This is a genomic window from Petropleomorpha daqingensis (assembly GCF_013408985.1).
In the GTDB taxonomy this organism is placed as follows: Bacteria; Actinomycetota; Actinomycetes; order Mycobacteriales; family Geodermatophilaceae; genus Petropleomorpha; species Petropleomorpha daqingensis.
Genome location: NZ_JACBZT010000001.1, coordinates 2544005 through 2561836, shown reverse-complemented (window position 1 = coordinate 2561836; position 17832 = coordinate 2544005). Strand labels below are relative to the sequence as shown.

At 74.2% G+C, this 17832-nt stretch carries 19 protein-coding genes, 1 tRNA gene and 1 pseudogene; 11 read left to right on the top strand and 10 right to left on the bottom strand.

Annotated features, from left to right (window positions below):
* The 4 genes from GGQ55_RS12700 to GGQ55_RS12685 all read left to right on the top strand — a co-directional run bounded on the left by GGQ55_RS12700 (position 1) and on the right by GGQ55_RS12685 (position 4242).
* The gene (locus GGQ55_RS12700) at positions 1-1521 is read left to right on the top strand and encodes a dolichyl-phosphate-mannose--protein mannosyltransferase (RefSeq protein WP_179717202.1); all 1521 of its coding nucleotides are present in this window, start codon (positions 1-3) and stop codon (positions 1519-1521) included.
* 119 nt (positions 1522-1640) lie between these two features.
* Positions 1641-2087, top strand: coding sequence for a MarR family winged helix-turn-helix transcriptional regulator (locus GGQ55_RS12695; protein ID WP_218859264.1), 447 nt, complete (start codon positions 1641-1643; stop codon positions 2085-2087).
* A complete protein-coding gene (locus GGQ55_RS12690) occupies positions 2084-3388 on the top strand; it encodes an MFS transporter (protein ID WP_179717198.1) in 1305 nt (434 codons plus the stop codon). The genes GGQ55_RS12695 and GGQ55_RS12690 overlap by 4 nt, the downstream gene beginning before the upstream one ends.
* A gap of 59 nt (positions 3389-3447) precedes the next feature.
* The gene (locus GGQ55_RS12685) at positions 3448-4242 is read left to right on the top strand and encodes an enoyl-CoA hydratase/isomerase family protein (protein WP_179717196.1); all 795 of its coding nucleotides are present in this window, start codon (positions 3448-3450) and stop codon (positions 4240-4242) included.
* On the opposite strand, the gene GGQ55_RS12680 is transcribed toward GGQ55_RS12685, so the two are convergent.
* The 7 genes from GGQ55_RS12680 to galU all read right to left on the bottom strand — a co-directional run bounded on the left by GGQ55_RS12680 (position 4239) and on the right by galU (position 9808).
* Positions 4239-5396, bottom strand: a complete 1158-nt coding sequence (locus GGQ55_RS12680; protein ID WP_179717194.1) for a flotillin family protein — start codon at positions 5394-5396, stop codon at positions 4239-4241. The two genes, GGQ55_RS12685 and GGQ55_RS12680, sit on opposite strands and share 4 nt — an antisense overlap.
* A gap of 24 nt (positions 5397-5420) precedes the next feature.
* On the bottom strand, positions 5421-5636 hold the full coding sequence (locus GGQ55_RS12675) for an NfeD C-terminal domain-containing protein (protein WP_218859263.1): 216 nt from the start codon (positions 5634-5636) through the stop codon (positions 5421-5423).
* Between the two features lie 159 nt (positions 5637-5795).
* A tRNA-Ala gene (locus GGQ55_RS12670) sits at positions 5796-5869 on the bottom strand.
* Between the two features lie 61 nt (positions 5870-5930).
* Positions 5931-6611, bottom strand: coding sequence for a hypothetical protein (locus GGQ55_RS12665; protein ID WP_179717193.1), 681 nt, complete (start codon positions 6609-6611; stop codon positions 5931-5933).
* Positions 6612-6768: 157 nt separating this feature from the next.
* Entirely contained in the window at positions 6769-7389 is a 621-nt protein-coding gene (locus GGQ55_RS12660; RefSeq protein ID WP_179717191.1) for a GNAT family N-acetyltransferase, read from the bottom strand.
* A 10-nt stretch (positions 7390-7399) separates the two neighbouring features.
* Positions 7400-8797, bottom strand: coding sequence for a molybdotransferase-like divisome protein Glp (gene glp, locus GGQ55_RS12655; protein WP_179717189.1), 1398 nt, complete (start codon positions 8795-8797; stop codon positions 7400-7402).
* Positions 8798-8908: 111 nt separating this feature from the next.
* The gene (gene galU / locus GGQ55_RS12650) at positions 8909-9808 is read right to left on the bottom strand and encodes a UTP--glucose-1-phosphate uridylyltransferase GalU (protein WP_179717187.1); all 900 of its coding nucleotides are present in this window, start codon (positions 9806-9808) and stop codon (positions 8909-8911) included.
* 27 nt (positions 9809-9835) lie between these two features.
* Between galU and GGQ55_RS12645 the strand changes: the two genes are divergently transcribed.
* From GGQ55_RS12645 to GGQ55_RS12635, 3 genes are read left to right on the top strand one after another with little or no spacing between them, the layout of a single operon-like run.
* Positions 9836-10441, top strand: a complete 606-nt coding sequence (locus GGQ55_RS12645; RefSeq protein ID WP_179717185.1) for a 5-formyltetrahydrofolate cyclo-ligase — start codon at positions 9836-9838, stop codon at positions 10439-10441.
* A 41-nt stretch (positions 10442-10482) separates the two neighbouring features.
* On the top strand, positions 10483-11715 hold the full coding sequence (locus GGQ55_RS12640; protein ID WP_179717183.1) for a CaiB/BaiF CoA transferase family protein: 1233 nt from the start codon (positions 10483-10485) through the stop codon (positions 11713-11715).
* Positions 11712-13241: a carboxyl transferase domain-containing protein gene (locus GGQ55_RS12635; protein WP_179717180.1), complete on the top strand. Its 1530-nt coding sequence runs from the start codon at positions 11712-11714 to the stop codon at positions 13239-13241. Before GGQ55_RS12640 ends, GGQ55_RS12635 begins: the two co-directional genes overlap by 4 nt.
* Before the next feature lie 3 nt (positions 13242-13244).
* Here the strand turns inward: GGQ55_RS12635 and GGQ55_RS12630 are convergent, their stop codons facing one another.
* Complete coding sequence (locus GGQ55_RS12630) at positions 13245-13745, bottom strand: MarR family winged helix-turn-helix transcriptional regulator (protein ID WP_179717178.1); 501 nt, start codon at positions 13743-13745, stop codon at positions 13245-13247.
* 110 nt (positions 13746-13855) lie between these two features.
* Here GGQ55_RS12630 and GGQ55_RS12625 point away from each other — a divergent pair, with 110 nt between their 5' ends.
* Both GGQ55_RS12625 and GGQ55_RS28400 read left to right on the top strand, forming a co-directional pair.
* Positions 13856-15385 carry a PP2C family protein-serine/threonine phosphatase gene (locus tag GGQ55_RS12625; RefSeq protein WP_179717176.1) on the top strand — a complete coding sequence of 510 codons (1530 nt, stop codon included), beginning with the start codon at positions 13856-13858 and terminating at the stop codon, positions 15383-15385.
* An 11-nt stretch (positions 15386-15396) separates the two neighbouring features.
* A pseudogene (locus GGQ55_RS28400) lies at positions 15397-15678 on the top strand (FmdB family zinc ribbon protein); the annotation flags it as partial.
* 14 nt (positions 15679-15692) lie between these two features.
* On the opposite strand, the gene GGQ55_RS28395 reads toward GGQ55_RS28400, so the two are convergent.
* Positions 15693-15914, bottom strand: a complete 222-nt coding sequence (locus GGQ55_RS28395; protein ID WP_366490367.1) for a hypothetical protein — start codon at positions 15912-15914, stop codon at positions 15693-15695.
* A gap of 72 nt (positions 15915-15986) precedes the next feature.
* On the opposite strand from GGQ55_RS28395, the gene cpaB reads away from it, so the two are divergent.
* On the top strand, positions 15987-16607 hold the full coding sequence (cpaB, locus tag GGQ55_RS12615; protein WP_179717172.1) for a Flp pilus assembly protein CpaB: 621 nt from the start codon (positions 15987-15989) through the stop codon (positions 16605-16607).
* Between the two features lie 48 nt (positions 16608-16655).
* Positions 16656-17093: a large conductance mechanosensitive channel protein MscL gene (gene mscL / locus GGQ55_RS12610; RefSeq protein WP_179717170.1), complete on the top strand. Its 438-nt coding sequence runs from the start codon at positions 16656-16658 to the stop codon at positions 17091-17093.
* A 2-nt stretch (positions 17094-17095) separates the two neighbouring features.
* Here the strand turns inward: mscL and GGQ55_RS12605 are convergent, their stop codons facing one another.
* On the bottom strand, positions 17096-17770 hold the full coding sequence (locus GGQ55_RS12605) for a YbaK/EbsC family protein (RefSeq protein ID WP_179717168.1): 675 nt from the start codon (positions 17768-17770) through the stop codon (positions 17096-17098).
* Between the last annotated feature and the right edge of the window lie 62 nt (positions 17771-17832).

Below are 17832 nucleotides of genomic sequence, written 5' to 3'. Positions count from 1 at the left end.
ATGGCCGTGGAGGTGGAGACAGCTGTGCCCGCAGCGGTCGTCGACACCCCACCCGCGCCGGCCCGCCGCTGGCCGCTCCCCCGCGCGCGCCGCGATCCCATCCCTCGGCTGCCGACCGACACCCGGCTCTCGTGGGTGCTCACGCTCGCCCTCGCCGTCGTCAGTCTCGTCAGCCGGCTGGTGTTCATCAGCTACCCCAGCGACAAGCTCTTCGACGAGGCGTACTACCCGCCCGAGGCGCACGAGCTGCTGCGCTGGGGATTCGAGTACAACCGCGGCTACACGTTCATCGTCCACCCGCCGCTCGGCAAGTGGCTGATCGCACTGGGCGAGGCGGTCTTCGGCTACGACTCGCTGGGCTGGCGGGTGCCGAGCGCCATCGCCGGCACCATCGCCGTCGTCGTCCTGGTCCGGCTGGCCCGGCGGCTGACCGGCTCGACCCTGCTGGGCATGGTCGCGGGCCTCCTGCTCGCCGCCGACGGCTTCAGCTTCGTCCTGTCCCGCGTCGGCCTGCTCGACGTCTTCCTCGAGGTCTTCGTGATCTCGGCGGTCATGTGCCTGGTGGTCGACCGCGACAAGGTCCGCCAGCGGATCCGCGAGCACGGCGAGGCCGTGGGTTTCCGGCTCGGCCCGCGCGGCTGGCGGATCGCGGCCGGGGTCCTGTTCGGCGCGGCCTGCGCGGTCAAGTGGAGCGGGATCTACTTCCTCGCGTTCTTCGCGATCCTCTCGCTGTTCTGGGACCGCACCGCGTGGCGCGACGCCGGCGTCCCCCGGCCGACGCGGACCGCGCTGCGCTACGGCCTGCCCGGCGCGGTCTGGGCGCTCGCCGTCGTCCCGGTGCTGACCTACGTCGCCAGCTTCACCGGCTGGTTCCTGGGCGAGAACAGCCAGGGCCGGCACTGGGCCGACCAGCACCCCGACACCGCGTTCCCGTTCATCCCCGGCGCGCTGCGCTCGCTGTGGCACATGCACGCCGAGTGGTGGACCTTCCACAACAACCTCGACTCACCCCACCCGTGGCAGTCGGGGCCGTGGTCGTGGCTGGTCGACGGCCGGCCCATCCTGCTGTGGAACCCGCAGGGGCTCACCGACTCAGCCGGCGACCAGGTCATCCGCTACATCCTCATGGTCGGGACGCCGACGCTCTGGTTCGCGTTCGCCCCCGCACTGCTCTGGACCATCTGGCGGATCGTCGTCCGCCGCGACTCCGCCGCGATCCTGGTCGCCGTGGCCGTCGCGGCCGGCTGGCTCACGTGGTTCCTGAACCCCGACCGGACGATGTTCATCTTCTACATGGCGCCGGTCGTGCCGTTCTTCGTCCTGGCGATCACGCTGGCGCTGCAGGACGTCCTCGGGGCGCGCTCCCCCGAGCCGTGGCGGCGGCAGGTCGGGCTGGGCGCGGTCTGCCTGTACGTGGCGATCGTCGTGGCGACCTTCGCCTTCTTCTACCCCGTGCTCACGGGCAGAGAGCTGAACCGCGCGGACTGGCTCCTCCGGATGTGGTTCCCCTCCTGGTTCTAGGAGGACCCGCCTGCCCCCCACGCCTCGCAGGCTCGGCGCGGGCCCCTGCAGGCGGGCCGCTCCAGCACGTTCGGTCATCGGCTGGCGCCGATAGATAGTTGGGTGTTACAACTGAGTGCGTGGAGTTCGACGACCTGGCAGAGCAGCTGGACGACGCCGTCGTCGCGCTGCGCTCGGCGACGCTGCCGCGCGGGGGGCTGAGCCTCACCGCCGCGGCGACCCTGGCCCGGCTGCAACGCTCCGGCCCCGCGCGGCTCACCGAGCTCGCGAGTGCCGAAGGGGTGAGCCAGCCGTCGATGACGGCGCTCATCGCCCGGCTCGCCGACCAGGGACTGGTCCGCCGGGACGCCGATCCGCACGACGGGCGTGCCGTCGTCCTCACCCTCACCCCTGCCGGCGGTGAGGTGCTCGCGCAGCGCCGCGCCGAGCGCACGCGCCAGATCACCGGCCCCCTGGCCGGTCTCTCCGAAGACGACGTGCGGCGCATCGCCGACGCCCTGCCCGCACTGATCCGCCTGGCCGACGCCCTGCGTCGGCCCCCTGCCCCCCTGGAGGTCTCGCAGTGAGCTCCGCCGCCGGCGTCAGCCTGTTCAAGCAACCGAAGGCGGTCTTCGCGGTCGCCTTCGCCTGCGTCGTCAGCTTCATGGGCATCGGCCTGGTCGACCCGATCCTGCCGGCGCTCTCGGCGCAGCTGCACGCCACACCCGCGCAGGTCAGCCTCCTGTTCACCAGCTACCTGGTGGTGACGGCGGTGGCCATGCTCTTCACCGGCTGGGTCTCCAGCCGGATCGGCCCGAAGCGCACCCTGATCGCCGGCCTCGCGATCATCGTGGTGTTCTCCGCGCTGGCCGGGCTCTCCGGCTCGATCAACGGCATCGTCGGCTTCCGCGCCGGCTGGGGACTGGGCAACGCGCTGTTCATCGCGACCTCCCTGGCCGTGATCGTGGCCAGCGCGACCGGCGGCTTCGCCGGCGCGATCGTGCTGTACGAGGCGGCTCTGGGTCTCGGTATCGCGGCCGGCCCGCTGGTCGGCGGCCTGCTCGGGAACATCAGCTGGCGGGGCCCCTTCTTCGGGGTGGCCGTGCTGATGGCCATCGCCCTCCTGGCCACGGTGGTGCTGCTGGACAAGACGCCGAAGCCCGCCACCCGGACCTCGCTCGGCGCCCCGCTGAAGGCGCTGCGGCACCGCAGCCTGCTGACCATGAGCATCACCGCGCTGCTCTACAACTGGGGCTTCTTCACGATGCTCGGCTACGCGCCCTACCCGATGGAGCTGTCCGCGATCCAGCTCGGCTTCGTGTTCTTCGGCTGGGGTCTGCTGGTGGCCTTCTTCGCCGTGATCGGTGCGCCCCGGTTGCAGGCCCGCTTCGGGACGGCGCCGTCGCTCTACGGTGCGCTCGGGTTCTTCGCCGCCCTGCTCCTGCTCATCGGGCTGTTCACCGACGTCCGCTGGGCGCTGATCGTCTGCGTCATCGCCTCGGGCATCGTGGTCGGCATCAACAACACGCTCACCACGCAGGCGGTCATGCTCGTCTCGCCGGTCGAGCGGCCGGTCGCCTCGGCGGCCTACGGATTCGTGCGCTTCATCGGCGGCGGCCTGGCGCCCTTCGCGGCGGGCAAGCTGGCCGAGCACTTCAACCTCCACGTGCCGTTCGTCGTCGGCGCCGTCGCCGTCGTGGTCGGCATCGCGGTCCTCTCCACCGGCCACCGGATGCTCAGCCGGGCCGACGCCGACATGACCGGGCACGGGGCGTCCGACGACGACATCGCCGGAGAGGTCGCCGACGAGTTCGGCGGCGCCCCCGGCGCGATCGACGACGAGCTGCAGGTCGCGCACGGCCGGCACGCGGCACCCAGCCGCTCCTGACGCGCGGCTGCCTGCCGCCCCATACGGTGGGCGGCAGGCAGCCCCGCGAGAGGACGGCGATGACGAGCACGGACGAACGGCCGCGCCTGCGCACCGAGGTCGACGGTGACGTCTGGCGGATCACGCTGGACCGCCCCGAGGCGGGCAACGCCCTCGACCCGGCGCTCGCCGAGCAGCTCGCCCAGGCGCTGAGGGCCCGGCCCCGTGAGACGCGCGCGGTGCTGCTGCTGGCCGAGGGCCCACGGTTCAGCGTCGGCGGCGACATCAACCACTTCGCCGCGGCCGCCGACCCGGGCGCCGCGGTCGGGCAGCTGGCGCACGACTGGCACGAGGTCGTCCGGCTGCTGGTCACCTGCCCCGTGCCGGTGGTGGCCGGCGTCCAGGGCGCGGTCGCGGGCGCCGCCGTCGGCCTGATCGGGGCCTGCGACATCGTCGTCTGCGCCCGGTCCACCAAGATCCGCCCCGCCTACGCCGGGATCGGCCTGTCCCCCGACGGCGGCTCCTCCTGGGCGCTGACCCGCGCCCTCGGCGCACCACGGGCGCTCGACCTCATGCTCACCGACGGCGCGCTCAACGCCGCCGAGGCGCACACGTTCGGCCTGGTCAGCCGGCTGGTCGAGGACGACGACCTGCGCGCCGAGTCGATCGCGCTGGCGCACCAGGTCGCCGCCGGGCCGATCCGCGCGATGGTCCGCACCCGGTCGCTGGTGCGCCGTGCCGCCGTCCGGACCCTCGACCAGCAGCTCGACGACGAGGCCCGGCTGATCGCCGAGTCCGCCGCCGACCCCGAGGGACGCGAGGGCGTCCGCGCCTTCCTCGACAAGCGCGACGCCGACTTCCGGAACGCGACCTAGCCCTCCAGCTGCACCCGTTCGGCCACCGGGCGGCCGTTGGCGGACGCCCGATCGGCCACGTCGCCGCGGTTGTTGAGCCCGTCGAGCACCGTGCGGAGGATCGCCGAGCCCTGCGCGGCCATCGAGGCCACCGTCTCGTTGATCCCCTCCGCGCCGTTCAGCACGGTCACGTTCGCGCCCTGCAGGCCCTGCGCCGCGGCCCGGACGAGCTCGGGCAGCTGGTTGATGATCGCCTGGTCGAGCGCGATCCGGTTCGACGTCGCGGCGGCCTCGGCGGCCAGCCGGGTCGCAGCGGCCTGCGCCTCGGCTGCGATGCGCACCCGCTCGGCCTCGGCCTGCGCCGGCTTGACCACCTCGGCCTGCAGCTGCGCCTCGCGCAGCTCGGCGTTGCGGGCGGCCACCTTCGCCTGCTCGGCCAGCACCGCCTGCTGGGCCTGGGCGGCGGCCAGCGGGCCGGCCTGGCCCGCCTCCTGCTGGGCGCGGTCGATCTCGGCCTGGTACTGCGCACGGGCGATCGCGGTCTGCCGGGCGTACTCCGCCTGGTTGCGGTCGCTCTCCTGGCGGGCCTGCGCGGCTGCCTGATCGGCGACGGCCTGGGCGATCTGCGCCGCCTGGTTGACCGCAGCCCGCTGCGGCGCCGACAGCGCGTCGATGTAGCCGGAGTCCTTGTCGTCGATCGACTTGATCTGCAGCGAGTCGACGATGAGCCCGAGGCTGGCCATCTCTACCTTCGAGGCCTCGAGCACGTTCTCGGCCAGGGTCTGCCGCTCGCGGATGATCGCCTCGACGGTCATCGAGCCGATGATCGAGCGCAGGTGGCCGGAGAAGATCTGCCCGGTGAGCTCGTCCATCTGCGGCTGGTTGTCCAGGAAGCGCTGGGCCGCGGCGGCGATCGACGCCTGGTCGGAGCCGACCTTGAAGGCGATGACGGCGGAGACCCGCAGCGCGATGCCCTGCTGCGAGACGCACTCCTCGTTGACCACCGACTCGCGCATCGCCAGCGTCAGGAACGAGGCCTTCCGGAAGACCGGGAGGACGAAGGCACCGTGCCCGACGACGATCCTGAACGGCAGGGTGGTGCCGTCGGCGGTGCGCTGCTTGCCGCCGGAGATGAGCATGGCCTGGCTAGGGGCCGGCACGCGGTAGCCGAACACGGGGGTCCTCTCTTCGGGTCTTCGCTAGACGACGGCCCAGGGCGCCGGCGTCACGTCGACGGCCCGGTTGCCGCGGGAGGAGAAGACGAGCACGGTCTCGTCGAGGTCGATGGGGTCGTCGCTGTAGGCGATGAAGGTCTCCTTGGTGCCACGCACCAGGACGACGACCTCGCCGGGGCGCTCTCCACCGCGGATCCGGGTCACCACGGTCCCGAGCTTCCCGACGACCTCGGGGTCCACCAGTCGTCCGCCTCCTGCTCTGTCGCCGGCCGGAGCGATCGCCGGCCGAGCAGCGATGATGCACCCCAGACCTGTTCCGAAAAACAGGGACCGGCGCGCGCTGTGGAGGAATGACGAACGCCGCCGGGGCTTCAGTGCCCCGACGGCGTCGGTGAAGGGTGGAGCTGAGGGGATTTGAACCCCTGACCCCCTCGATGCGAACGAGGTGCGCTACCGGACTGCGCCACAGCCCCTCGGTCGACAGAGTACCGGCCGCGAGCTCCGGCGCCGCCAAGGGGGGCGCCGGAGCGTCGGTCAGCCGTTGACGACCCGTGCCGGGCGGTACTCGTCGATGTCGGCGAAGCCGATGTCGTCGTCGTCCAGGCCGACGACCGCGCTGTGCTGCCAGCCGGACGGCGTGGCCGTGCGGGCGGCCACCACGCGACCCGGCCGCAGCGGGTGCACCGGCGCCAGCGGCAGGCTCGGGTGCGGCAGCACCGGCGCCGCCTCCTGGACCGGCTCGGGGCGGCGCTCCCGCACCGGACGGGCCGTGGCCATCCGGGCCTCGCGCACGGCGGCACGGGCGGCCCGGCGGGCGGCCATGCGCTCGCGGCGGGCGACCTTGCGCAGCACCAGCACGTAGCCGACCACCGCCAGGTCGAGCAGGACCTGCACCGGCCACACCCAGGCACTGAGGAGGAAGGCACCGGCGAGGGCCAGCAGGCTCAGCGCGACCAGGCCGCCGAGGGTGCGCCGGCGCAGCTTGTGCACGTCGACCTTCAGCTCGCCGCTGGAGAGCAGAGCACCGCGGTCGACGGCCACCCGCTCGGTGTCGACCGACGTGACCGGCGTCGCCGTGCGCCGACGTTGCAGCGTGCGGCCGGTCGAGGTCGGCTCGCCCTTGCCCGACTGCGAGTCACCGCGGGTCACCACCATGGGCACCAGCACGACGAACCACAGCACGACCAGAGCGGCCAACAGCGCGCCCGATCCCATCCCCAACACCACCTGTCACACGAGTCACCGGCTTCGGCAGGTTAAGCAGGAAGTTCACCCGAAACGGGGAGGCGCGCTGGAGTGTCGCGAGGCAAGTCGTGGAACGCGTGTGACTCGTGAGGTGTCGCGCGCCTCTCAGGACGGCGATTCGCCGCGCTCAGCGTGGTATGGACGCGCGCCAGCGCTCGAGGACGCTCACCGACACGTCCTCGGCCAGCAGCGAGAACGTCAGGTGGTCGCGCCAGTCGCCGTCGATGTCCAGGTAGCGGCGCAGCAGCCCCTCCTGGGTGAAGCCGAGCCGCTGCACCAGGCGCTGGCTGGGCCCGTTCTCGGGGCGGATGTCGGCCTGCAGGCGGTGCAGGCCGACCGCGCCGAACGCGTGGTCGCAGACGAGGGCCACCGCGAGCGAGGCCATCCCGCGACCGGCCACCGCCCGGTCGATCCAGTAGCCCAGGTGCCCGGAGCGCATGGCGCCCCTGACGATGTTGTCGATCGTCACCTGACCGGCCAGCCGCCCCTCGACGCGGATCGCGAACGGCAGCGACGTGCCGGTGCGCGCCCGGCGGCCCACCGAGCGGCGCATGACCCGGTACGCGGCCGGCGTGTGCCGCAACGCCCACGGCACGCCGGCGGAGGGCTCCCAGGGCGCGAGCCAGGCCTCGTTGGCCATGCGGATCCGGCTCCACTCGGCGGCATCGCCCCGGCGCAGCGGGTGCAGCTCCACCGGCCCCCAGGTCAGCCGCGCGGGCCAGCCAGGGTGCAGGAAGGGATCGCTCACGGTGTCGTCGTCAGCCGCCCAGCAGCAGCGGCATGACCGTCACCAGCCCGCCGGGAGCCACCTCGGTGACGTCCTCGTCCACGACGATGAGGCAGTTGGCCCGTGCCATGCGGGCGAGCTGGGCTTCGGTGCCGTCGCCGACCGGCTCGACGACGTAGCCGCCGTCGGGGTGGCGCATGACCGTGCCGTGCAGGTACTGCCGGTACCCCAGCGGCGAGACCAGCTGGGTCGCCGAGATCGCCTGCACCGTGCGGCGGAACAGCTGGCGCTTGCCGAGCATGAGGCGGATCGCCGGGCGGACGAACACCTCGAACGAGACCAGCGCGCTCGTCGGCTCCCCCGGCACGCAGATCACCGGCACGCCGTCGCGGCCGAGCCGGCCGAAGCCCTGCACCGGCCCCGGGTGCATCGCGATCGGGGTGAACGTCGTCGGACCCAGGTCGTTGAGCACCTCCGGCACCAGGTCGACGCCCTCCCCGAACGTGCCGGCGACGAGCACGAGGTCGCTGCGCAGCAGCGCGCTCTCCAGCCGCTCGCTGAGCCGGTCGCGGTCCCGCGGCAGGATGCCGCCGCGGTGGGCCTCGGCGCCGGCGTCGCGGGCGGCCGCGGCCAGCGCGTAGGAGTTGACGTCGACGACCTGGCCGGGCGCGGGCTCGGTGCCGACGTCGACCAGCTCGCTGCCGGCGCACAGCACGGTGATCCGCGGCCGCGGCCGCACCAGCACCCGGTCACGGCCGACGGCGGCGAGCAGGCTGATCTGGGCCGGCCCGATCGGCGTGCCGACCTGCACCGCGGCGTCGCCGATCGCGACGTCGTCCCCGGCCCGGCGCACGTAGCTGCCCGCGGGCGGCGCGGCGTGCACCGCGACCCGGACCTCGCCCTGGTCGGTCCAGACGCCCGGGACGACGACGTCGGCGCCGGCGGGGAGCATCGCGCCGGCGGTCACCTTCAGCGCCAGGCCGGGCCCGATGGACGAGGGCGCGTCGGCCCCGGCGACCGTCTCCCCCACCACGGCGAGCTGCACCGGCGCCTCGAGGGTGGCGGTGGCGATGTCGGCGGCCCGGACGGCGTACCCGTCGAGCGCGGCCTGGTCGAAGGCGGGCAGCTCGCGGCGGCTGACGACGTCCTCGGCGCAGAGCAGCCCTTGCGCGTCGAGCACCGCGAGCTCGATCGGGTGGACCTCCGGCACCGCCCCGAGGATCTCGTCGAGGTGCCGCTCGACGGTGCGCACCTGGCTGGCCGGCGTCGGCGGCGGCGAGGGAATCCGGTCGAGGTCGATCTGGGTGGTGTCGCGCTGGTGCGCGGGCGCGGCCGTCTCGTGGACGGCGACGGTCCGGACGGCGGTGCCCCGGCGCAGATCCATCTGCGTCGTGTCCCGCGGCCGGTCGATCCTGCTGTCCTCGGTCATCGCTCCCGCCGTCCGCCCCGAAGTCGTCGCGCTCCGTCGCCCCGCTCTACGCGGGCTCCTCGCGACCGATGGTGCCCCTGGACGCGCCGGTCGGGCGGGCGACGCGCCACGTCAGGACAGCTCGGCCACGAACTCGGTGAGCCAGGCCCGCAGCGGAGGGCCGAGGTCATCGCGCTCGGAGGCCAGCCGGATGACCGCCTTGAGGTAGTCCAGCCGGTCGCCGGTGTCGTACCGGCGGCCGCTGAAGACGACGCCGTGCACCGGCTCGCCGCGCGCCACGAGCGTGGCCAGCGCGTCGGTCAGCTGGATCTCCCCGCCCCGCCCGGGCGCGGTGTCGCGGAGCACCTGGAAGATCTCCGGCGCCAGGACGTAGCGGCCGATGATGGCCAGGCTGCTCGGCGCCTCCTCGACCGGCGGCTTCTCGACCAGGCCGGTGATCCGCACGACGTCGTCACCCTGCCCGCTGGGCTCGACGGCCACCGCGCCGTACTTGTCGATGTTCTCCCGGCCGACGTCGAGCAGCGCGATCACCGAGCCGCCGTGCTCGGCCTGGACGGCGATCATCTGCTCGAGCAGGTGGTCGCGCTCGTCGATCATGTCGTCACCGAGCAGGACGGCGAACGGCTCGTCGCCGACGAACGCGGCGCCCTGCAGGACGGCGTGGCCGAGGCCCCGGGCCTCGCCCTGGCGGACGAAGTGCACCTGCGCGACCTCGGTGGACGACCGGACGGCGTCCAGCCGCTGCGCGTCGCCCTTCTTCTCCAGCGCGTCCTCGAGCTCGGGCACCCGGTCGAAGAAGTCCTCGATCGCGGCCTTGTTGCGGCCGGTGACCATGAGCACCTCGCCGAGCCCGGCCCGCGCCGCCTCTTCGACGATGTACTGGAGCGCCGGGCGGTCGACGACCGGCAGCAGCTCCTTCGGCAGGGCCTTGGTCGCCGGGAGGAAACGGGTTCCGAGCCCCGCCACGGGGAGGACCGCCTTGCGGATCGCACGGGAACTCGGGGTCGGCATGCAGGGAAGCCTAACTAGGCTTCCGTGGTGACTTCCCCGCACGACCCGGTCGCGGCCAAGGCTGCGCTGCGCGAGCAGATCCTCGCCCGCCGTCGCGCTCGCCCCGCACCGGAACGGGCGGCGGCCGCCGCGGCGGTGATGAGCGCACTGCTGCGCGGGCTGGCCGGCACCCGCACGCTGGCCGCCTACGTGCCGGACGACATCGAGCCCGGCGCGGGCCGGCTGCCGGCGGCGTACACCCAGCTCGGGGCCCGGGTGCTGCTGCCGATCATCCCGGCCACCGGCCGCGAGCTGGGCTGGGCGGTGGACACCGGCCGGCTGGCGCCCGGGCGCTTCGGCCTGTTCGAGCCGGTGGGGCCGCGCCTCGGGCCGACGGCGATCGGCGCCGCCGACGTCGTGGTCGTGCCGGCGCTGGCGGTGGACCGCCGCGGGGTGCGGCTGGGCCGCGGCGGCGGGTACTACGACCGGGCTCTGGTGCACGTCCGGCCGGACGCCGTCCTCGTCGCGCTGGTGTTCGACGACGAGCTGGTCGACGAGCTGCCGGCCGAGGAGCACGACCGGCGGGTGGACGCCGTCGTCACCCCGTCCGGCGGCTGGCAGCCCCTCGGGTCGGCGGAGGAACCGGAGCGCTGAGACAGTTAGGGCGCTTTCGCCGCTGGAAGGAGCCCTGCACCATGTCCGGACCGCTCGACGGCGTCCTCGTCGTCGACCTGACCCGCGCACTCGCCGGGCCGCACGCCGCGATGATGCTCGGCGACCTCGGCGCGCGGGTGATCAAGGTGGAGAACCCCGGCGCCGGGGACGACACCCGCGGGTGGGGTCCGCCCTTCGTGCAGCCGGATTCCGGCGACCGGGAGTCGACCTACTTCCTGGCGGCCAACCGCAACAAGGAGTCGATCACCCTCGACCTCAAGGACGACGGCGACAAGGCGCTGCTCACCGAGCTGCTGCGCCGGGCCGACGTCCTGCTGGAGAACTTCCGACCGGGCACGCTGGCCCGGCTCGGCTTCGGCACCGACGTGCTCGCCGAGCTCAACCCCCGGCTGGTGACCCTGGCGATCAGCGGGTTCGGGCACGACGGGCCGGAGGGCGGCCGGGCCGGCTACGACCAGATCGCCCAGGGCGAGGGTGGCCTCATGTCGGTGACCGGTCCGGGGCCGGACGACCCGCAGCGGGTCGGCGTCCCGATCGGTGACCTGCTCGCCGGCATGTACGGCGCCTACGGCGTGCTGGCCGCGCTGCTGGAGCGCGAGCGGACCGGGCGCGGCAAGGTGGTGCGCACCTCGCTGCTGGCCGCGATCGTCGGCGTGCACGCCTTCCACGGCACGGCGTGGACCGTGGCCGGCCAGGTCGGCCGCGCGCAGGGCAACCACCACCCGTCGATCGCGCCGTACGGGCTGTTCCACTGCGCCGACGGCAGCGTGCAGGTGGCCTGCGCCAACGAGTCGCTGTGGCGGCGGCTGTGCGCGGAGTTCGGCTTCGACCCGGAGGCGGACGGCATGGCCACCAACGGCGACCGGGTGGTGAACCGGCCGGCGGTGATCGCGCTGCTGGAGGGCGCGTTCGCGTCGATCGGGGCCGAGGAGCTGCTGGCGCGGCTGAACAAGGTGGGCATCCCGGCGGGCAAGGTGCGCACCATCGACGACGTCTACACCTGGGACCAGACCGCCTCGCAGGGCCTGCTCGTCGACGTGGAGCACCAGACCCTGGGCGCGCTGACGATCCCCGGTCCCCCGCTGCGGTTCTTCTCCCCCGGCCCGGACGGCGAGACCGAGACGACCCGACGCGACCACCTGCCGCCGCCGGTGCTCGGGTCGTCGAACGACGCCATCCGGAGGTGGCTCGCCGCCTCCGACGGTGTCCCGCAGCCGGCCGGGGACGACGTCGAGGACGGGCACGCGACGTGACGGGGCGACCGGCCCGGCTCGACGCGCGGACGCTGCGCGATCTCGTCCTGGACCCGGGCTCCTGGAAGTCGTGGGACACGCCGGTGCAGCCGCGGGACGTGGACCCGGAGTACGCCGCCGACCTGGAGAAGGCCCGCGAGCGGACCCGGCAGGACGAGGCCGTCGTCACCGGTGAGGGAACGCTGCGCGGACGGCGGGTCGCGGTCGTCGCCGGCGAGTTCGGCTTCCTCGCCGGGTCGATCGGCGTGGACACCGCCGAGCGGCTGATCCGCGGGGTCGAGCGGGCGACCGAGGAGGGGCTGCCGCTGCTGGCCGCGCCGGTCTCCGGCGGTACCCGCATGCAGGAGGGCACCGTCGCCTTCCTGCAGATGATCGGGATCACCGCGGCGATCGCCCGGCACAAGCAGGCCGGGCTGCCCTACCTGGTCTACCTGCGCGACCCGACGTTCGGCGGGGTGCTCGCCTCCTGGGGCTCGCTCGGTCACGTGACGATCGGCGAGCCGGGCGCCGCAATCGGCTTCCTCGGCCCGCGGGTCTACGAGGCGCTGTACGGCGAGAAGTTCCCCGAAGGCGTGCAGACCGCCGAGCACATGGCCGAGCACGGCCTGCTCGACGCGGTGGTCCCGCACGAGGAGATCGCCGACGTCGCCGACCGCGCGCTGCGGGTGCTGTCGGCCCGCCAGACGTGGCACCTGGACGTGCGCGACGCCGAGGGCCCGCGCGCGGAGGACGGCACCGACGCCGACGACCCCGAGGACCACCGCAGCGCGTGGGACGTCGTCACCGCCTCGCGGCGTACCGACCGCCCGGGCGTGCGGCGGCTGCTGCGCACCGCGGCGACCGACGTCGTCGGCCTGTCCGGCACCGGCGCCGGGGAGAAGGATCCGGGGCTGCTGCTGGCACTGGCCCGCTTCGGCGGCGCGCCGTGCGTCGTCCTGGGCCAGGACCGCCGCGGTCAGTCGCTGTCGGCGCCGCTGGGCCCGGCCGCGCTGCGGGAGGCCCGGCGCGGCATGCACCTGGCCGAGGAACTGCGGCTGCCGCTGCTCACCCTCATCGACACCCCGGGCGCCGCGCTGTCCCAGGAGGCCGAGGAGGGCGGCCTGGCCGGGGAGATCGCGCGCTGCCTCGAGGACCTCGTGATGCTCAAGGCGCCGACGCTGTGCGTGCTGCTCGGGCAGGGCACCGGCGGCGGCGCGCTGGCGCTGGTGCCGGCCGACCGGGTGCTGGCCGCGGCCAACGGCTGGCTCGGGCCGCTGCCGCCGGAGGGCGCGTCGGCGATCGTCTACCGCGACGTCGACCACGCCGACCTCATGGCGGCCGACCAGGGCGTGCGCGCCACCGACCTGTGGCGGGCCGGCATCGTCGACCGCGTCGTCCCGGAGCGGCCCGATGCCGCCGACGAGCCGGTCGAGTTCTGCGGGCGGCTGGGCCGGGTGCTCGGCGAGGAGCTGGCCGGGCTGCTCGGCCGCGACGACACCGAGCGCTTCCGCAGCCGGCTGCACCGCTACCGGTACCTGGGGCGCTGAGCGCTACCCCTCGTCGTGCACGGCGTCGCCGTGCTCGACCCGCAGGCTGTGGTCGGGGTCGAGGCGGTCGAGGACGGTCTCCAGCGCCTCGCGGAGCGCCCTGGTCTGCTCGTCGGTGAGCGGGTCGAACATCGCCGACCGGACGGCCTCGACGTGCCCGGGCGCCACCGACCGGACGACGTCCCAGCCCGAGTCGGTGAGGACGGCGAGGTTGCCGCGACCGTCGTCGGCGGCCCGCTCGCGCCGCACCCACCCGCGCTCCTCGAGCCGGGCCACGGTGTGCGACAGGCGGCTCTGCGACTGGTTGGCCCGCCGGGCCAGATCGCTCATCCGGCGGCTGCGGCCCGGCGCCTCCGACAGCATCGCCAGGACGACGTAGGCGGCGTGGGTCAGGCCGGCGTCGCGCTGCAGCTGGGCGTCGAGGACCCGCGGCACCAGCTCCGAGACGGTCAGCCATGCCCGCCACGTGCGCTGTTGCTGCTCGTCGAGCCACTGCTGCGCCACGGTCCGAGACCGTACCGGTCAGAGCGTCCGCCGTTCCGGCGCGGAGGGTCGACGGAGGCCGTGCAACCGTTATGGTTGCTAACGAAATGTCCATCTCTGCTGTACGCAAGGTGACCGTCGGGGTCGCGGTCCTGCTGCTGGCGATCACCGCGGGCCTCACCTTCCTGACCTGGCGGGTGGACGAGCACAGCGAACAGCGGCTGCTCGCCCGCCAGCTGGCGCAGGTGGGCACGCTGCTGACCAGCCAGGCGGCGGTGCTGCAGGTCCAGCTCGCCGACATGGGCCAGGTGGCGGTCAACACCGGTGCCCGGCCGGACACCTTCGCGCGGTGGGCGGCCCGGCAGCTGCAGCAGACGCAGCAGTCGCTGTCGCTGTGGCGGGTCACCGACGGCCAGGTGTCGCAGGTGGCGCAGCAGGGGCTGGAGGCGCGGCTTCCCGCCGACGGCCCGGCCGCCCTGGGGAGCCTGAAGGCGGACGGCTCGCTGAACGTCCTGGGCATCCTGCCCGGTGACCCCGACCGCCTGGCGTACGCGCTGCGCCCGGCCGAGGGCGCCGGCGACCTCGTGATCTACGCCGAGTCCCCGCTGCCGAAGGGCCACCGGCTGCCGGTGACGTCGGACTCCCCGTTGTCGGGGCTGGATCTCGCGCTCTACCTCGGTCCGACCGCCGACCCCGAGCAGCTGCTCGAGTCGACCGCACCGGTACCGATCCGGGGCGAGACCCAGCGCACGACCGTGCCGTTCGGCACCGGTCAGGTGACCATCGTCGGCGCCTCGCCGACCCACCTGGCCGGCGGGCTGGCGGCGGCGCTCCCGTGGATCGTGCTGGCCGTCGGCGTGGTGCTCTCCCTCGGCGCCGCGGCGGTCGTCGAGTACGTGTCCCGCCGCCGGGCGGTCGCCGAGCGGCTGGCGGTCGAGAACGAGCGGCTCTACCGCCAGCAGCGCGGCATCGCCGGCACGCTGCAGCACGCCCTGCTGCCGCCGGTCCCGGAGCTGGAGGGCGTGGAGGTGGCCGCCCGCTACGTCGCCGGTGTCGACGAGCTCGACGTCGGCGGCGACTGGTTCGACGTGATCGAGAAGGGCCCCGGTCGCTGCGTGTTCGTCGTCGGCGACATCTCCGGACGCGGCCTGCCCGCCGCGACCACGATGGCGTCCCTGCGCTTCGCCGTCCGCGCCTACCTGGCCGAGGGGCACGACATCGACGTGGTGCTGACCAAGCTCCGCCGGCTCATCGACGTCGACGTCGACCACCAGTTCGCCACCGTGCTGCTCGGCGAGCTGGACTCCGGCGCCGGGCGGTTGCGGCTGGTGTCCGCGGGCCACTTCGGCCCGCTGCTCGTCGCCGACGGCCAGGGGCGGCTGCTCGAGTGCCCGGTGTCCGCGCCCGTCGGTGTCGGCGGCCCCGCCGCCTCGGCCGCCGCGCTGGAACTGCCGGCGAAGGGGACGCTCCTGGCGTTCACCGACGGCGCCGTCGAGCGCCGCGGCGAGGTGATCGACACCGGACTCGACCGGCTGCGCACCGCCGCGCTCGACGCTGACGGCCAGCCGCTGCCCTCGCTGGTCGACTCGCTGCTGGATGCGCTCTCCTTCGAGGGGCAGAAGGACGACACCGTGATCCTCGGACTGCGCTGGCCCGGCTGAGCGCCGACGCCGTGCCGAACGGGTCGCCCCGCGACGCGAGAGTGACGCTCGTCGTCAGACGTGGACGTGGCGGCCGTCGAGGCGCATCATTAGCAGTCGACAGGGAAGAGTGCCAATTCGGCTCAGCCCACGAGGAGCGCACCACAGTGCCCACGTACCAGTACGTCTGCACCAACCCCGACGGCAAGCACGACTTCGAGCTCGTGCAGTCGTTCACCGACGAGCCCGCCAGCGAGTGCCCGACCTGCGGCAGCTCGGTGCGCAAGGTCTACGGCTCGGTCGGCGTGGTGTTCAAGGGCTCCGGCTTCTACCGCACGGACAGCCGGGCGGCGGCGGGCAAGAGCTCGTCGTCCGGCGGCTCGTCGAGCAGCAGCTCGTCGACCAGCAGCTCGTCGTCGGACTCGTCGTCCTCGTCGAGCTCCACCTCGTCCTCGTCGTCATCGAACTCCTCCTCGTCGAGCGGCACCTCGAAGGCCGCCGCGAGCTGACCGTGCTCGACCTGCGCGGGTGAGTGCTGCCGGCTGTCCACAGCCGGACGCCGGATCCACAACCTGAGCCGCCTGCTTCCACGACGGTCCGGCCGCGGCCGAGGCTTGCCGGCGTGTTCCGGATCCGCCGTCCCCGCTCCCCCGTCCACGCACTGCGGCGCGCCCTGGCGGCGCTGCTCGCCGCGGGTGCGCTGGCGCTGGCGCTGCGCTCGCCGCCAGCGGCCGACGCCGGTGTCGCCAGCACGCCGGTGGTCGTCGCCGCTGCCGACCTGGCGGCCGGGACGACGCTGAGCGCCGGTGATCTGCGGGTGGCGCGGCTGCCGCTCGACACGGCACCGGCCGGCCGGGCCGACGACCCGTCCGAGCTGATCGGCCGGGGGCTGGCCGGGGCCGTGCGGGCCGGCGAGAGCGTCACCGACGTCCGGCTGGTCGGGCCAGGGCTGACCAGCGGCCTGCCCGACGATCAGGTGGCCGCGCCGGTCCGGCTCGCCGACCTCGCGGTGACCGCTCTCGTGCGCGCCGGCGACCGCGTCGACGTGCTCGCGACCGCGCCCGACGCCGCAACCGCCGAGGTGGTGGCGGCGGACGCGCTGGTGCTGGCCGCACCGGGCCCGGTCGACGAGGCCACGGGCGATGCCGGTCTGCTCGTCCTCGCGGTCGACGCGTCCACCGCGGCCCGGCTCGCGGCGGTGGCCACCACGGCCACCCTCACGGTGAGCCTGCCGGCGCCGTGACCGGCCCGTCGTCCGGCCGCCGGCGCCCGGTCCGTGCAGGATGGTCCGGTGCTGAAGGGCTTCAAGGACTTCCTGCTGCGCGGCAACGTCGTCGACCTCGCGGTCGCCGTCGTCATCGGTGCAGCGTTCACCGCCGTCGTCAACTCGTTCGCGGACTCGTTCCTGACCCCCCTGATCGCCCTGGTCACCGGTGGCGGCAAGTTCGGCGGCGTCGTCACGATCGACGGCCAGGACTTCACCTACGGCGCGTTCATCAGCCAGGTGATCACCTTCGTGGTCACCGCCGCGGTCGTCTACTTCGTCGTGGTGCTGCCCATGAAGCGGCTGATGGAGCGACGCAGGCGTGGCGAGGAGCCCGGCCCGACCCTGCCGACGCAGGTGGAGCTGCTCGCCGAGATCCGCGATCTCCTGCGCGCGCAGCAGGGCGTCGGCCCGGGCCACGACCCGTCCGGTCCGGGCACGACGACGCTGCCCGGTCAGGTGTAGGCCTAGTCGCTGCCCCAGTGCGGCGGCCGGTCCTCGAGGTAGCGGCGGTCGTCGTCGTCCGGGTCGCGCGGCCGCTCACCCCAGCCGACGTCGGTGTCGTCGGGGGCCCGTTCGGGCCGGGGCGGCTGCCGCTGCTCCAGCGGCTGCCCGAGCCCCTCGAGCACCTGGGCGCCCGGGAGCTGGGCGAGCAGGGCGCCCGGGACGGCGAGCTTGCTGCCCCGCGTCCCGGATCCGATGACGACGAGGTCCGCGGCCGCCACGGCTGCGTCGACGAGCACCGGCCAGCCGGCCGGCAGCCCGATCGGGGTGATCCCGCCGTAGGCCATCCCGCTCTCGGCGACCGCGACGTCCTGGGGGGCGAAGGAGGCCTTGCGGGCGTCGAGGTGCCGGCGGACCAGGCCGTTGACGTCGGCGCGGGTGGTCGCGAGGACGACGCAGGCCGCCATCGTCGTCTGGCCGGCGCGGCGGGCGGCGACCACGACGCAGTTGGCCGAGGCGGCGGACGGCACCTGGTAGGCGTCGGTGAAGGCGGCGGTGTCGGCGAGGTCCTCGTCGATCTCGGCCACCCACGCCGGGCCGGGCAGCGACGGGAGGGCCGCCGCGACGGGTGCTCCGAGCAGCTCCGGGTGGTCGGCCGCCGGCTGCCACGGCAGCGTGCCGAGCACGGGCGCGGTCATCGGATGGCGAGGGGTCGACGGGGACGGCGCATGCCCCGATCGTCCGACACCGCATCGCGTCG

What these genes read in the sequence shown, in the direction of transcription:
- glp (WP_179717189.1), bottom strand. Translation starts at nt 8,797, where the DNA reads ATGACCGAGGACAGCAGGATCGACCGGCCGCGGGACACGACGCAGATG.
- GGQ55_RS12700 (WP_179717202.1), top strand. Translation starts at nt 1, where the DNA reads ATGGCCGTGGAGGTGGAGACAGCTGTGCCCGCAGCGGTCGTCGACACC.
- GGQ55_RS12605 (WP_179717168.1), bottom strand. Translation starts at nt 17,770, where the DNA reads ATGACCGCGCCCGTGCTCGGCACGCTGCCGTGGCAGCCGGCGGCCGAC.
- GGQ55_RS12685 (WP_179717196.1), top strand. Translation starts at nt 3,448, where the DNA reads ATGACGAGCACGGACGAACGGCCGCGCCTGCGCACCGAGGTCGACGGT.
- GGQ55_RS12640 (WP_179717183.1), top strand. Translation starts at nt 10,483, where the DNA reads ATGTCCGGACCGCTCGACGGCGTCCTCGTCGTCGACCTGACCCGCGCA.
- GGQ55_RS12665 (WP_179717193.1), bottom strand. Translation starts at nt 6,611, where the DNA reads ATGGGATCGGGCGCGCTGTTGGCCGCTCTGGTCGTGCTGTGGTTCGTC.
- galU (WP_179717187.1), bottom strand. Translation starts at nt 9,808, where the DNA reads ATGCCGACCCCGAGTTCCCGTGCGATCCGCAAGGCGGTCCTCCCCGTG.